Below are 14,585 nucleotides of genomic sequence, written 5' to 3'. Positions count from 1 at the left end.
GGCCGCTGTCTATTAACGACTTTAAGAGGATAAGGTAATGCAAGTTATTCTGCTTGATAAAGTAGCAAACCTGGGTAGCCTGGGTGATCAGGTTAACGTTAAAGCGGGCTACGCTCGTAACTTCCTGGTACCACAGGGTAAAGCTGTTCCAGCTACCAAGAAAAACGTAGAGTTTTTCGAAGCACGTCGTGCTGAACTGGAAGCCAAACTGGCTGACGTTCTGGCGGCTGCTAACGCTCGCGCTGAGTCAATCAACGCACTGGGCACCGTTACCATCGCGTCTAAAGCTGGCGACGAAGGTAAACTGTTCGGTTCCATCGGTACCCGCGACATCGCTGATGCAGTAACTGCAGCAGGCGTGAAAGTGGCTAAGAGCGAAGTTCGTATGCCGAACGGCGTTCTGCGTACCACTGGTGAGCACGAAGTTGACTTCCAGGTTCACAGCGAAGTGTTCGCTAAACTGGTAGTTAACGTTGTAGCTGAGTAATTTTTTACTCTGCTCACGTCAAATCGCCGGCCTTGTGCCGGCGTTTTGCTTTTCAGACCTCTCAGAATTTCGCTTTTATCCTTGTAGGGCAGCCATTCCTGGCGCATTCTTGATAATAAATTGAAACGCCATTTTATCTTTGAGATTTGCCATGGATACCGCTCTGCCTGTGCCCGTCTTTGCCCGTCGACATGTAGCCTATGCCTGCGCCACGCTCTGCTGTCTGCTTTGGGGGAGCTCCTACCCGGCGATTAAAAGCGGCTACGAACTTTTCCAGATTGCGACAGATGATATCCCATCAAAAGTGGTGTTTGCCGGATACCGGTTCCTGTTTGCCGGTGCGTTGCTGCTGCTCTTTGCGCTGGCACAGCGAAAGCCCATTGCCAGGCTTACGCCTGCACAGTTTGGTCAGCTTACGATCCTTGGCCTGACCCAGACCTCGATTCAGTACACCTTCTTTTATATCGGCCTGGCTTATACCACGGGCGTTAACGGTTCGATCATGAATGCGACCGGGACGTTTTTCAGCGTGCTTCTGGCGCACTTTATCTACCACAACGACAAGCTGAGCTATAACAAAACGCTTGGCTGTATTCTCGGGTTTGCCGGCGTAATGCTGGTGAATTTTCACAGCGGGCTAAGTGAGTTCCACTTTGTCTGGAACGGCGACGGGTTCGTGGTGCTGGCCGCCTTTATTCTGTCGGCGGCGACGCTCTACGGGAAACGCATCTCCCAGACCGTCGACCCCACGGTGATGACGGGCTGGCAGCTGGCGATTGGCGGCCTTGTGCTGGTGATCGGCGGATATGTAACGGGCGGCACACTGGAGGTACACAGCTTCACCGCCGCGGCGGTGCTGGGGTATTTGACGTTGCTGTCATCCGTGGCGTTTGCCCTGTGGAGCGTGCTGCTTAAGGTGAACCGCGTGAGCATGATTGCCCCGTTCAACTTTGTGGTGCCGGTGGCGGGCACTGTGCTGTCCGCTATCTTCCTCGGCGAAAACATTCTTGATATCAAATATGCGATTGCGCTGGTACTGGTCTGTTCGGGGATTTGGTGGGTGAATAAGCGGCGTGCCTGAGAACAGAATGCCGGGCGGCGGCTTCGCCTTACCCGGCCTGCGGAATTAACGTGCTCTGATAAAACTGCCGTCCGTCTGGCGGGTAAACAGCACCTGCTGACCATTTCCTGTATCAATCGTTAAGCCGGTGACCACCCCGCTGGCGTTCTGGCGGATCTGCACCATCTGGCCGTTTTGCAGGTTGCTGAGTGGTTTACCCGCGCCTTCTACCTGCGCCATGGCGTAAACGTCTGTCGCTGGCAGGTTGTGGTCGCGGAAAAGTTGGGCCAGCGTTTTACCCGGCTCTACGCGATAAGAGCGCCACTGCTGCTCAATGCCGGTTGGCTGCTGAGCCTGAGGCTCAACGGGCGCAGCGGCCTGATCCTGGGGCTGCTCTTCCTGAACAGGTTCAGGTTCGACCGGTGCCATCTGACCCGGATCGTTGGACGGCGTAACAAGCTGAGTTTGTATCGGCTGCGAGTCTGGCTGCGGCCGGGTCTGGGACTGGATATCCAGCTGCGCATTGCGGGTGACGGGTGCCGTGTCGGCGTCGTCGCCCCCCGAAGGAAGCAGGAAGCCAACGATGACCAGCAGCGCGCCAATGATGATCCCTCTGCGGTGCAGAGGAGGCAGCGGGTCCATGAGGCGAAAGTTGTCCGGCGCATGCCAGATTTTCGCCAGGGTAGGTTTCAGTTCAAATCGCCCGGGCATGGCTCTCCTCCTGCTCCGCGTCTTTTTATCCTGTGCTCCGAAGTATAGTTCGCTAACTGCCTGAACGGCGTGGCAAACCCGACATCCGTGACATCAGTTCGGGATTAATCCTGGTCCCCTCTATTGTTTCTGTTTCGCTGCGGTTTGTCACCTTTACTTAAGACAAAGTTTTACCCATAAGAGCATGGCTGATATGCTGCCCGCTACTTTAAATGTGATGGAAGGAAAACCCATGACCACCCCGACTTTTGACACTATCGAAGCGCAGGCAAGCTACGGCATCGGCTTGCAGGTAGGACAGCAGCTGAGCGAATCCGGCCTGGAAGGTCTGTTACCGGAAGCGCTGGTGGCGGGTATCGCTGACGCGCTGGAAGGCAATCACCCGGCCGTTCCGGTTGACGTTGTTCACCGCGCGCTGCGTGAAATTCATGAACGTGCTGACGCCGTGCGTCGCGCGCGCTTCGAAGAGATGGCAGCAGATGGCGTGAAATATCTGGAAGAAAACCGTGAGCGTGAAGGCGTGAACAGCACCGAGTCTGGCCTGCAGTTCCGCGTGATCAAGCAGGGCGACGGCGCTATCCCGGCGCGTACCGACCACGTTCGCGTACATTATACCGGTAAGCTTATCGACGGCACCGTGTTCGACAGTTCCGTACAGCGCGGTGAACCGGCTGAATTCCCGGTCAACGGCGTTATCGCAGGCTGGATCGAAGCGCTGATCCTGATGCCAGTGGGTTCCAAATGGGAACTGACTATTCCTCAAAACCTGGCCTATGGTGAACGTGGTGCAGGCGCATCCATCCCGCCATTCAGCACCCTGGTCTTTGAAGTCGAGCTGCTGGAAATCCTGTAATCGGCTTTTCTTATTTTCCTCTCTCCGCTCGGGGAGAGGAAAATAGCGAGAAAACCTATAGTTACGCCGGAATCAACATTTTATCTTGCAAACAAAACAGTTGCGTGTATTTTTGTGAGCTGTTTCGCGTTGTATGAGTGATATGACACTCACTTTAAACATATTATTAACATAATATCCAAATCATAGTATTCATCCCGCCGATTCTTACCTAATATCGATGAGTCCTTACGCAGGGACCGTCAATTTTTTGACGTATTTAAAGGCCAGAAGAGCCTTAACAACACAGACAGGCATATACAGGAAAATATCACATGGTAGATCAGGTTAAAGTCGCCGCCGCTGAAGAGGCGGCGTCTGAACAGTCGCTACGGCGAAATCTCACAAACCGTCATATCCAGCTTATTGCCATTGGGGGTGCCATCGGTACCGGGCTGTTTATGGGGTCGGGCAAAACCATTAGCCTTGCCGGGCCGTCGATCATCTTCGTTTATATGATCATCGGTTTTATGCTCTTTTTCGTGATGCGTGCAATGGGTGAATTGCTGCTCTCGAACCTCGAATACAAATCCTTTAGCGACTTTGCTTCCGATCTGCTCGGCCCCTGGGCGGGCTATTTCACCGGCTGGACCTACTGGTTCTGCTGGGTAGTGACCGGCATGGCGGACGTCGTCGCCATCACGGCGTATGCACAATTTTGGTTCCCCGGTCTGTCGGACTGGGTGGCCTCGCTGGCGGTGATTGTCCTGCTGCTGAGCCTGAACCTGGCCACCGTAAAAATGTTCGGTGAGATGGAGTTCTGGTTCGCGATGATCAAAATCGTCGCTATCGTCGCGCTGATCGTGGTCGGCCTGGTGATGGTACTGACGCACTTCCAGTCACCAACCGGCGTTCAGGCGTCATTTGCTCACCTGTGGAATGACGGCGGCTGGTTCCCGAAAGGCATCAGCGGCTTCTTTGCTGGTTTCCAGATTGCGGTATTCGCGTTCGTGGGGATTGAGCTGGTCGGAACCACGGCGGCGGAAACCAAAGATCCGGAGAAATCCCTGCCGCGCGCCATCAACTCGATTCCGATTCGTATCATCATGTTCTACGTGTTCGCGCTGATTATTATCATGTCCGTCACGCCGTGGAGCTCGGTGGTGCCAACCAAGAGCCCGTTCGTAGAGCTGTTCGTGCTGGTGGGGCTGCCTGCGGCAGCGAGCCTGATCAACTTCGTGGTACTGACCTCAGCGGCCTCGTCTGCTAACAGCGGCGTGTTCTCGACCAGCCGTATGCTGTTTGGTCTGGCGCAGGAAGGCGTCGCGCCGAGCGCGTTTGCCAAACTCTCTAAGCGCGCGGTACCGGCGAAAGGGCTGACCTTCTCCTGTATCTGCCTGCTGGGCGGCGTGGTGATGCTTTACGTTAACCCAAGCGTGATCGGGGCGTTCACGATGATCACCACGGTCTCGGCGATCCTGTTCATGTTCGTCTGGACCATCATCCTGTGCTCCTATCTGGTGTACCGCAAACAGCGTCCTCATCTGCATGAGAAATCAATCTACAAAATGCCGCTGGGCAAGCTGATGTGCTGGGTATGCATGGCCTTCTTCGTGTTCGTGCTGGTGCTGCTGACGCTGGAAGATGATACCCGTCAGGCGTTGATCGTCACGCCGCTGTGGTTTATCGCGCTGGGGCTGGGCTGGCTGTTTATCGGCAAAAAACGTATGGCTGGCATGCGTAAGTAAAAAAAGGCCACACCAGGTGTGGCCGAATTCGGACTTCATGAAGGCGCTCTCGGGCGCCTTTTTTTACTCGCCTGCGAGGGCACGCGGGAACAGAACGTTGTTCTCAAGACTGATGTGTTCCATCAGGTCGTCGATCATTTCGTTAATGCCGTTGTACATCGCTTTCCACGTTGTACAGGCTTCCGGCGGCGGGGTGACGTTGTTGGTGGTGTGTTTAATCACTTCCAGCAGTTCGCCCGCGTCGTCGTGTTCGCTTTCCATCACGCTGATGGGCCCCATGGCCTGGCTGCCCATTCCCTGTTTGATCATCGGGAAGAGGATCTGCTCTTCTTTCATCATATGGCTGGACAACTCTTCGTGCAGCATGGAGAGGTATTTCGCCAGCCCGCGCGGGACGGACGGTTTATCGGCATGTACACGCTCAACCTTGGTCGCCTGCAGGATCAGCTCTGGCAGCTGTTCGCGGTGACGGTCGTGGTAACGCACGATGATGTGGTCGATGATGTCGGCCAGCGCGGTTGTGCGCCAGTCTTTTTCGACAGGCTGCTCGGCCAGTTTTGCCAGCTCGGCTTCGATAAACCCGACATCCAGCTCTTTGCGCGCTGCGGCACGCGCCAGCGTTTGCTTACCGCCGCAGCAGTAATCCATGTCGTATTTACGAAACAGCGCAGAAGCGCGTGGGATGGAGAGCGCCAGCTCGCCGAGGGGTTGGTCGCGGAAGGCCATAGCAGTTACCTCATCATCAATAATATAAGATGCATTTTAAATGCATCTTTAAGCCGAAGCTATAACCCTTTAGGGGCAAGGGTAAAACACGACGGCGATCACAAAAAAATCCTCTTAGTTAACTTGCTGAATGAATGCAGGAAATAGCTTTCGAAAGTTTTTAAAGGTGGAGAAACAGTAAACAACCTGCTGCGCCTGCCGATAGATACACGTCGGACAATACCTGCATATAAAAAGGCAACGCATGTTTAAACGTATAAAAGTCATAACCCTTCTGATTTCGGTGCTGCTGGTGCTCGGCATCATGCAACTGATCTCTGCGGGCATTTTCATTAATGCGCTGAATAACGATAAAGAGAACTTCACCGTTTCTCAGCTTTCCAGCCAGAACGTGGCGGAGTTTACCGACGCGTGGATCAGCCTGAACCAGGCACGCGTGACCCTGAACCGCGGCATGCTGCGTCTGCAAAGCAGCATGGCGAATCAAATTAACGGCGGGCAGCTGAACGAGCTGGTGACCACCGCGAAAAACCTGCTGGCCGATGCGCAGGCGCATTACGACAAATATTACGCGCTGCCTGAAACGCCGGGTATGGATGAAAAACTGGCCGACCGGCTGGAAGAGCAGTATCGCATTTACTCCGCCACGCTGACGCAAATGAACGTTCTGCTGGGCCAGGGCAATCTGGAAGATATGTTCAAGCAAAATGCTGAACAGAAGCAGACGGCGATGCAAAAGGTGTATCGCGAGTGGCGTGAGGCGCAGGCTGCGCTGACCAGTAAAGGTATCCAGGATAATGAAAGCGACTATAAGCGCATTCTGTGGATCCTCTCGGCGGTGATGCTTCTGGTGATTGCGGTGATTATCTCCAGCTGGATAGCGATGCGTCGCGTGCTGCTGCTGCCGCTGGACGAGGTGATTCAGCATATCCGCGCTATCGCCGCAGGGGATTTGACCCAGCCGATTCAGGCGCAGGGTAAGAATGAGATGGCCGTACTGGCGCGCAACGTTCAGGAGATGCAAACGTCGCTGGCGAACACGGTCGGGGTGGTGCGTGAAGGCGCAGACACAATCTATACCGGCGCGGGTGAAATCTCTGCGGGCAGCAACGATCTCTCTTCCCGTACCGAGCAGCAGGCCGCGTCGCTGGAAGAAACCGCCGCCAGCATGGAACAGCTCACCGCGACCGTGAAGCAAAACGCCGATAACGCCCGTCAGGCGTCCCGTCTGGCGCTGGATGCGTCTTCCACCGCGAAGAAGGGCGGCAACGTGGTAGAGGGTGTGGTGCGCACGATGGATGAGATCGCCACCAGTTCCAGCAAAATCGCGCAGATTACCAACGTGATTGACGGTATTGCCTTCCAGACCAACATTCTGGCGCTGAATGCGGCAGTTGAAGCGGCACGTGCGGGCGAGCAGGGCCGCGGCTTTGCGGTCGTTGCGGGCGAAGTTCGTACGCTTGCCCAGCGCAGCGCGCAGGCGGCAAAAGAGATCAAAGGATTGATTGATGATTCCGGCGAGCGCGTCAGCGCAGGCTCACAGCTGGTCAACGAGGCCGGTGCGACCATGGCGGAGATCGTCAGCGCGGTAACCCGCGTCACCGACATCATGGGTGAAATCGCCTCGGCGTCTGACGAGCAGAGCCGCGGCATTGATCAGGTCGGCCAGGCGGTAGCCGAGATGGACCGCGTGACGCAGCAGAACGCCTCGCTGGTGGAGGAGTCTGCGGCAGCAGCGGCGGCGCTGGAAGATCAGGCCGCTCGCCTGAACGACGCGGTGGCGGTGTTTAAGATTACCCGCAGCCAGGCGGTGAAAGCGGCGCCGGTGAAAACCTACGCACCAAAAGCGCAGCCCGTCGCGACAGCATCTGAAGCGAACTGGGAAACGTTTTAACATCATGCCGCTTACCCGGCCTACGTTCGAGAACATTCCAGGCCGGGTAAGGCCAGCCGCCACCCGGCGAAAAGCTCACACCTCCGACGCCGGAACAACCCTCGGTTTTTCCGGCTTCGCCCTTACCGCTATCACCACCCCAATCACCAGCAACGCGATCCCGCAGGCCGTTAACAGCGGCGGCACGCTCTGGCGCATCAGGAAGGTGTAGAGCAGCCCGGCGAGGGTTTCAAAGACAATCAGCGGCCCTAAGATCACCGTCGGCAACTTCTGGCTGGCGATATTCCAGCACAGCGCACCCACCCATGAACACAGCACCGCAATGGCAATCATCAGCCCGACGAATACCCACGGGCGCGGCCCCAGGGGCAGAGCGAATGCCGACTGCTGGCTCCCCAGCCAGAGACACGCCCCGGCATAGCCCGCCAACGAGACAGGGAGCGTCACCAGCGCCTGCGCTGTCGCCCACATCATCGGATGTTTGTCGGGATTTTCCCGCAGCCAGCGCGCGTTGCGCAGGGCATACCACGCCCAGCACACGACAGAAATGAAGGCTAAAAAAATCCCCGAACCGTAGCGCCATAAGCTGAAGTCGGCCAGCCCGTGACGCAGCTCGGCAACATTCACGCATATCAGCCCCACGGCAATGCACACCAGGGCGGGCAGCATCTTCGACCACGCCAGTTTGCCATCCCGCTGGCTGTAAAGCAGATTCGCGAACACAGGAATAACGACCGGCAGCGTGCCGATAATCATGGTCGAAACGGGCGCGCCGGTGCGCTGAATGGCGCTTGCCAGGCAGGCGTAGTAGATAAGGTTACCCATCATGGTTAACCCCAGCGCCGTCCACCAGTCCCGGCGGCTCAGCTGCCGGAGCCGCGCACGGCCCAGCCACGCCAGCGGGATAGCGATCAGCCCCAGCGCCAGGTAGCGTCCGGTGGACTGTAAAATGGCCGGATACTCCGGCACGATCAGAGGGCCGACAAAAATCAGCCCCCACATCAGACCTGCAAGCAGGGCATACAACACGCCGCTAATCATTTTTCCATCCACATTGAATTGTTCAACATCCAGTGTAGGAGGGGAAAATGTGTACGTATTGTATGAGGTTGCGCATTAACGCGACGTAACCTGCTTCTGGTAACGCACGGGCGTAATGCCGTAGCGGTGGGTAAAGGCGCGGGTTAAATGCGACTGATCGGTTAGCCCGGTTGCGGCAGCCACATCGGCGGCGGGCATGCCCTGGGTGAGAAATGCCTTGGCGCGCCACAGGCGGATAGCCATCAGCATCTGGTGCGGCGTCACGTGAAAATGGGCTTTGAACTGGCGCTGAAAATGGTAAGGGCTAAGCGAGACCACGTTTGCCAGCTCGTCGAGCGTCAGGGAGTGCATGTAGTTGTCGTGCAGATACTCGCGCACGCGCTCGAAGCGGTGCGCGCCTTCCTGAACCACCGGCGCGTGGCGGGCGAGGGGCTGGAAGCTCTCAATCAACGTCAGCAGCAGGCCTTTTTGCGCCAGCGGATCCTGCGTATGCCACAGGCCGTAGATCAGCTGGCCAATTCGCTGCGAGCGCACGGGGTCGTAGCGGGTCACGTCGCTAAACCACCAGTGGCGCAGGCCGGTCACCTCTTCCAGTAGCCCGGGTTCGATATAGACCATCCGGTAGCGCCAGCCATCTTCCGTGGCGGACTCGCCGGTGTGGATCTCGTCCGGGTTCATGGTGACAACGGATTTTTCCGGCGCAAGGTGCTGCGTGCCGCGGTAGCGAAAGCGCTCGGCACCGGTCTCGATAGTGCCGATGCCGAAGGCTTCGTGGGTGTGAGGCTCAAAGGCGTAGCCGGAGATATGCGCGTGATAAAGCTCGAGGCCCGGCAGGTGCGGCAGATGGCGAAAGCGCGCGCTGTCTCTCTCATCGGGGAACTGATCGGGTACGCCTTGCACGGTGAGCCTCCTTGTGGGTCATCTCGTTATTATCAGAGATGACCCGTGGGGATGCCACAAAAAATAACCAGGCCGTAACAATTACAGGATGGCGCTGATGCTCTGCGCCAGCGGCGTCGTCGGGCGACCAATCAGGTTACTGAGCGTACGGCTGTCGTCGAACAGACCGCCTTTCGATGCGCCAGTGTCGGAGTCAGCCAGCATATCCGCGAGACCGGCAGGCAGGCCTGCGCCCTTCAGTGTGGCGGCAAAATCTGCTTCGCTCAGGTTTTGGTAGGCCACCTTTTTCCCGCTCTGTTTGCTCAGCTCAGCCGCCAGCTCGCTCAGCGTCCAGGCGTTATCGCCCGCCAGCTCATAAACCTTGCCAGCGTGGCCCTCTTCTGAAATCACTTTTGCGGCGGCCGCGGCGTAATCCGCACGGGTCGCAGAGGCAATTTTGCCTTCACCCGCCGCGCCGATAAACACGCCGTGCTCAAGGGCCGGTGGCACGCTTGCCAGATAGTTTTCGGTATACCAGCCGTTGCGCAGCAGAGCGTAAGGCACGCCGGACTCTGCCAGCGCTTTTTCGGTTTGTACGTGCTCAACGTGCAGGCCCAGCGGCGAGGTATCCGCATGCAGCAGGCTGGTGTAGGCAATAAATTTCACTCCGGAGGCTTTGGCGGCGTTAATCACGTTCTGATGCTGCGCGGCGCGCTGGCCCACTTCGCTGGAGGAGATTAAAAGCAGTTTATCCACGCCGCCCAGCGCGGCGGTGAACGCGGCTTCGTCAGCGTAATCCGCCTGGCGAACCACCACTCCCTGCTGGCTCAGCGCGTCGGCTTTCGCCGGGTTACGCACAATGGCGACAATCTGTTTCGCCGGAACGGTTTTTAACAGCTGTTCAATAACGAGGTGGCCAAGCTGGCCGGTTGCGCCGGTAATCGCGATCATGATCATTCTCCTTCGTGTTTGTCTGGTGTTATGGCACACTATCACCATCACTAACTTTTAGTAAGTACGTACAAAAAGGTAAGTATGAAAATGACGATACCGACGCTCAGCGAGCAAATGCGCGACGGAAATCTCTTTGCTGAGCAGTGCCCTTCCCGGGACGTGCTCAAGCATGTCACCAGCCGCTGGGGCGTGCTGATCCTCGTGGCGCTACGCCAGGGGACGCATCGCTTCAGCGATCTGCGGCGCAAGATGGGCGGGGTGAGCGAAAAGATGCTGGCCCAGTCGCTGCAGGCGCTGGAACAGGACGGGTTTGTCGACCGGGTTTCGTATCCGGTCGTACCGCCGCACGTGGAATATAGCCTCACGCCGTTAGGCATTGAGGTGAGCGAGAAGGTGGCCGCGCTGGCCGACTGGATAGAACTGAACACGCCGCAGGTGCTGGCGAACCGGGATGAGCGGGCGGCGTAAAAGCCGGGTGGCGGCTCGGCCTACACGATCGCGTAGGTCGGGTAAGCGAAGCGCCACCCGACACAATCACCGCTACTTGCTCAGGTCTACCTGATAAATCGCGAACCCGATATCATCGGTCGCCACCTTTTTCATCGGATACTGCGCCTTGTCCTTGATAAACGTGGCCGCCTTATCAGACGGAGAGGTTTCAAAGCGGATATCCAGCGGCGTATCGCTGTGGATCGGTGCCAGACGCCAGTTGTTGTCGACCGCCGGATGAATTGCGCCCGTTTTCTTCGATTCTGCGCCGATCCACGCCGCCAGCACCGAGCGGTTCTCGTCCGGTGAGGCAAAGGCGATGTGGTCGTCACCCGTGCCGGCAAACTTCCCGCCGTAGGCGCGATAGTTATTGGTCACGACGAGGAAGGTCGCATTCGGATCGATAGCCTTGCCGTTGAAGGTCAGGTTCTTGATGCGCTCCGCCTGCGGATGAAGGGCCTGGCACTCGCCGTCATATTTTGCGGGCTGGGTGACATCAATCTGGTATTTCACGCCGTCGATCACGTCAAAATTGTAGGTGCGGAACCCGTCCCAGTTGATCAGCGACTGCGGCTTACTGCTGTTCGGGTCAATCTGGTTAAACTGCCCGGCGGAGCACTCCAGCCACTCCTTCACCTCGCTGCCCGTCGCTTTCACCACGACCAGCGTGTTTGGGTAGAGATAAAGATCGGCGGCGTTACGGAAGGTGAGCTGGCCTTTTTCAACCTCAACGTAGCTGGCCGGATCGTTCTTGCGCCCGCCCACCTTGAACGGCGCGGCAGCGGAGAGCACCGGCAGTTTTGCCAGGTCCGGATCGCCCTGAATATAGTGTTCGGCGTAGGCTTTCTGCGCCATGTTAACCACCTGAACGGTCGGGTCGTCCTGCACCAGCGCCAGGAAGCTGTACATGTTATCGGCTGATTTACCAATCGGCTTGCTGACGAATTCACGCGTGGCGTCATGGTCATGCTTCAGCACGTCGACCAGCTTTTTATCCTCACCCGCCAGCGATTTTTTGGCAGCTGCGTCGTAGATCGGGCGCGCTTCGGCTTTCGACTGAATCACCTTCCAGCTGCCGCTGTCGTTATTAAGAACCAGATCCACCACGCCAAGATGGTCTCCCCACATGCCCGGCATCACCGACGGCACGCCGTTGAGCGTGCCCTTGTCGATATCCGCGCCTTTGATACTGGCGAAATCTTTCCCCGGGAAGACCGCGTGGGCGTGACCAAACAGAATCGCATCCACGCCTTTCACTTCACTCAGGTAGTAGACCGAGTTTTCCGCCATGACCTGATACGGATCGGCTGACAGGCCAGAGTGGGCGACAACGACCACCACATCGGCCCCTTTCTCGCGCATCTCCGGTACGTATTTGCGCGCGGTCTCGGTGATGTCGTTCACCGTCACCTTCCCGTCGAGGTTCGCTTTATCCCACGTCATGATTTGCGGCGGGACAAAACCGATATAGCCAATTTTCAGCGTCTGGGTGTTACCGTCTTTATCGACCACCTGTGTCTCTTTAATCAGGTAAGGGGTGAACAGGGGCTTTTGGGTCTTAACGTCGATGATATTGGCGTTAACGTACGGGAATTTCGCGCCAGCGAGCGCATCGTGAAGGTACGTCAGACCGTAGTTGAACTCGTGGTTGCCGAGGTTACCGACGGTATAATCCAGGGTGTTCATCGCTTTATAGACCGGGTGGATCTCCCCTTTTTTTATCCCTTTCGCCGCCATGTAATCCCCGAGCGGGCTGCCCTGGATCACATCTCCGTTATCGACCAGCACGCTGTTTTTCACTTCGCCCCGGGCGGCGTTGATCAAACTTGCGGTGCGTACCAGTCCAAATTTTTCAGTAGGCGTATCTTTGTAGTAATCGAAGTCCATCATGTTGCTGTGCAGGTCGGTCGTTTCCAGGATCCGAAGATCCACCGTCGCCGCCTGTACGCTTGCTGCAATCAGCGTTGCCAGAAGGGTTGCGCTAAACTTAATCATCACAGGAGTCCTTTTTTCGATCCAGGCCACAAAAGAATATGTATCTATAGTGCGTTGCTTACAGAAGTGTGAATCCTGCCAGAAATGAGGATGATTTAACCGGGATTGCTTCACAGATAGCGGAATTGTTCACATTACGATATAACTAAAACAATAAGTTATGCCCACTGCGTTAACGAAGAGGTGGAGAATGTTAGATAAAATTTGTCAGCTCGCACGGGATGCGGGTGATGCCATCATGCAGGTTTACGACGGTACAACGCCGATGGATGTGGTCAGCAAAGCGGACGACTCCCCGGTAACGGCGGCGGATATCGCGGCGCATGGCATTATTCTGAAAGGCCTGCAGGCGCTAACGCCAGATATCCCCGTGTTATCAGAAGAAGCCCCGCAAAGCTGGGATGAGCGCCAGCACTGGCAGCGTTACTGGCTGGTGGACCCGCTGGACGGCACCAAAGAGTTTATTAAGCGTAACGGTGAATTCACGGTCAATATCGCCCTGATTGAAAAAGGCAAAGCGGTACTGGGGGTGGTCTACGCGCCGGTCATGAACGTGATGTACAGCGCGGCAGAAGGTAAGGCCTGGAAAGAGGAGTGCGGCGTGCGCAAGCAGATCCAGGTCCGCGATGCACGTCCGCCGCTGGTGGTCATCAGCCGTTCGCACAGCGACAGCGAGTTGCAGGAATATCTGCAACAGCTGGGTGAGCACCAGACCACGTCGATTGGCTCTTCGCTGAAGTTCTGCCTGGTGGCAGAAGGGCAGGCGCAGCTTTATCCGCGTTTCGGGCCAACCAACGTCTGGGACACGGCGGCAGGCCACGCGGTTGCCGCGGCGGCCGGGGCACATGTCCACGACTGGCAGGGCAAGCCGCTGGACTATACCCCGCGCGAGTCTTTCCTCAATCCCGGCTTTCGCGTTTCGCTGTACTAATCCAGCAGCTTATGCAGCAGGGCGACGACCTGCTGCACCTCATCCTGCGTCAGCGCCCCGTCTTTCACCCACTGCACGCGGCCCTCTTTATCCAGCACCATAATCGCCGAGCTTTCTTCATCCAGCGCCCAGGCCTTACGCGTCACACCGTTGCTGTCGACGATAAACTGCGACCAGGGGTAGAGCTTTTTATTGCTCTCAAGGCTTGAGCGCACAAACATCCCGGAGCCGGGAATGGCATCGTCGGTGTTCACAATCGTGGTGGTCTGGTAGCGGTCATGCGGCAGTTTTGCGGCCTTGATCGCTTCCACCAGGGTTGCGTTTTTCTCTTTTGCCGATGTACGGCCAGCAATATGTTGTACAACTCTCACTTTCCCTGCGAGCTGCGCGCTATTCCAGGGTTTGTAGCTAAACTTATCATTGTCGAGAATCAATTCTCCCCGGTCTGCAATACCGACTGGCGGTACGCGTTGTCCTTTTTCAATGTTGTGCGCGCAAGCCCACAGGGGCAGAAGCAGACATGCTGCTCCCAGGATGCTACGTAGGGTCATGGTGTTTCCTTATTATTTGCAGGTGATCCGACCACTTGGTCATGCACTTTTAATCATAAGTGCGATCAATGAGGTTTTCCCGCAATCCCGATGCCAGTTTGCGGGTGAACGCACATATCCATGAAAAAACGACGGCTTATACTGCGCTCAGTCACGGTTTGCAAAGATTATTCTGATTAATTGTAATCATACGGTAAATAAACTTATGCACACTGGGTAACAACGAGGTTCTGGTCTATAGTCATTGGGCAATAAAATTTGCGCTCCGGACAGTCGGGCCGATTGTG

The 14,585-nt window shown here is 56.7% G+C and carries 14 protein-coding genes; 7 read left to right on the top strand and 7 right to left on the bottom strand.

What is annotated here, in order from left to right; genetic code table 11:
- The first annotated feature begins 37 nt into the window (after positions 1–37).
- Together rplI and I6L58_RS10265 are read left to right on the top strand one after the other, a co-directional pair.
- A complete protein-coding gene (gene rplI / locus I6L58_RS10270; protein ID WP_006178997.1) occupies positions 38–487 on the top strand; it encodes a 50S ribosomal protein L9 in 450 nt (149 codons plus the stop codon).
- A 151-nt stretch (positions 488–638) separates the two neighbouring features.
- Positions 639–1,568, top strand: a complete 930-nt coding sequence (locus I6L58_RS10265; protein ID WP_006178998.1) for a DMT family transporter — start codon at positions 639–641, stop codon at positions 1,566–1,568.
- A 45-nt stretch (positions 1,569–1,613) separates the two neighbouring features.
- On the opposite strand, the gene I6L58_RS10260 is transcribed toward I6L58_RS10265, so the two are convergent.
- Positions 1,614–2,258, bottom strand: coding sequence for an OapA family protein (locus tag I6L58_RS10260; RefSeq protein WP_088208717.1), 645 nt, complete (start codon positions 2,256–2,258; stop codon positions 1,614–1,616).
- 232 nt (positions 2,259–2,490) lie between these two features.
- Here I6L58_RS10260 and fklB point away from each other — a divergent pair, with 232 nt between their 5' ends.
- Both fklB and cycA read left to right on the top strand, forming a co-directional pair.
- Positions 2,491–3,111, top strand: a complete 621-nt coding sequence (gene fklB / locus I6L58_RS10255; protein ID WP_176399436.1) for an FKBP-type peptidyl-prolyl cis-trans isomerase — start codon at positions 2,491–2,493, stop codon at positions 3,109–3,111.
- A 314-nt stretch (positions 3,112–3,425) separates the two neighbouring features.
- Positions 3,426–4,838: a D-serine/D-alanine/glycine transporter gene (cycA, locus tag I6L58_RS10250; RefSeq protein WP_006179001.1), complete on the top strand. Its 1,413-nt coding sequence runs from the start codon at positions 3,426–3,428 to the stop codon at positions 4,836–4,838.
- A gap of 63 nt (positions 4,839–4,901) precedes the next feature.
- Here cycA and ytfE read toward each other — a convergent pair whose 3' ends face one another.
- Positions 4,902–5,564 carry an iron-sulfur cluster repair protein YtfE gene (gene ytfE, locus I6L58_RS10245; protein ID WP_088208718.1) on the bottom strand — a complete coding sequence of 221 codons (663 nt, stop codon included), beginning with the start codon at positions 5,562–5,564 and terminating at the stop codon, positions 4,902–4,904.
- A gap of 244 nt (positions 5,565–5,808) precedes the next feature.
- Here ytfE and I6L58_RS10240 point away from each other — a divergent pair, with 244 nt between their 5' ends.
- Positions 5,809–7,458: a methyl-accepting chemotaxis protein gene (locus tag I6L58_RS10240; protein ID WP_088208719.1), complete on the top strand. Its 1,650-nt coding sequence runs from the start codon at positions 5,809–5,811 to the stop codon at positions 7,456–7,458.
- Positions 7,459–7,533: 75 nt separating this feature from the next.
- On the opposite strand, the gene I6L58_RS10235 is transcribed toward I6L58_RS10240, so the two are convergent.
- The 3 genes from I6L58_RS10235 to I6L58_RS10225 all read right to left on the bottom strand — a co-directional run bounded on the left by I6L58_RS10235 (position 7,534) and on the right by I6L58_RS10225 (position 10,329).
- On the bottom strand, positions 7,534–8,499 hold the full coding sequence (locus I6L58_RS10235; RefSeq protein WP_088208720.1) for a DMT family transporter: 966 nt from the start codon (positions 8,497–8,499) through the stop codon (positions 7,534–7,536).
- 75 nt (positions 8,500–8,574) lie between these two features.
- Positions 8,575–9,399, bottom strand: a complete 825-nt coding sequence (locus I6L58_RS10230) for an AraC family transcriptional regulator (RefSeq protein WP_088208721.1) — start codon at positions 9,397–9,399, stop codon at positions 8,575–8,577.
- 81 nt (positions 9,400–9,480) lie between these two features.
- Entirely contained in the window at positions 9,481–10,329 is an 849-nt protein-coding gene (locus tag I6L58_RS10225) for an SDR family oxidoreductase (RefSeq protein WP_088208722.1), read from the bottom strand.
- An 84-nt stretch (positions 10,330–10,413) separates the two neighbouring features.
- Between I6L58_RS10225 and I6L58_RS10220 the strand changes: the two genes are divergently transcribed.
- Positions 10,414–10,800, top strand: coding sequence for a winged helix-turn-helix transcriptional regulator (locus I6L58_RS10220; protein WP_006179010.1), 387 nt, complete (start codon positions 10,414–10,416; stop codon positions 10,798–10,800).
- A 72-nt stretch (positions 10,801–10,872) separates the two neighbouring features.
- Here I6L58_RS10220 and I6L58_RS10215 read toward each other — a convergent pair whose 3' ends face one another.
- Positions 10,873–12,816, bottom strand: a complete 1,944-nt coding sequence (locus tag I6L58_RS10215; RefSeq protein ID WP_088208723.1) for a bifunctional 2',3'-cyclic-nucleotide 2'-phosphodiesterase/3'-nucleotidase — start codon at positions 12,814–12,816, stop codon at positions 10,873–10,875.
- Between the two features lie 190 nt (positions 12,817–13,006).
- Between I6L58_RS10215 and cysQ the strand changes: the two genes are divergently transcribed.
- Positions 13,007–13,747, top strand: coding sequence for a 3'(2'),5'-bisphosphate nucleotidase CysQ (gene cysQ / locus I6L58_RS10210; RefSeq protein ID WP_088208724.1), 741 nt, complete (start codon positions 13,007–13,009; stop codon positions 13,745–13,747).
- On the opposite strand, the gene I6L58_RS10205 is transcribed toward cysQ, so the two are convergent.
- Positions 13,744–14,298, bottom strand: a complete 555-nt coding sequence (locus I6L58_RS10205; protein ID WP_006179015.1) for a YtfJ family protein — start codon at positions 14,296–14,298, stop codon at positions 13,744–13,746. The two genes, cysQ and I6L58_RS10205, sit on opposite strands and share 4 nt — an antisense overlap.
- Between the last annotated feature and the right edge of the window lie 287 nt (positions 14,299–14,585).

Source organism: Enterobacter cancerogenus (assembly GCF_019047785.1).
GTDB lineage: Bacteria > Pseudomonadota > Gammaproteobacteria > Enterobacterales > Enterobacteriaceae > Enterobacter > Enterobacter cancerogenus.
This window is presented reverse-complemented; position numbering and strand designations above follow the sequence as displayed.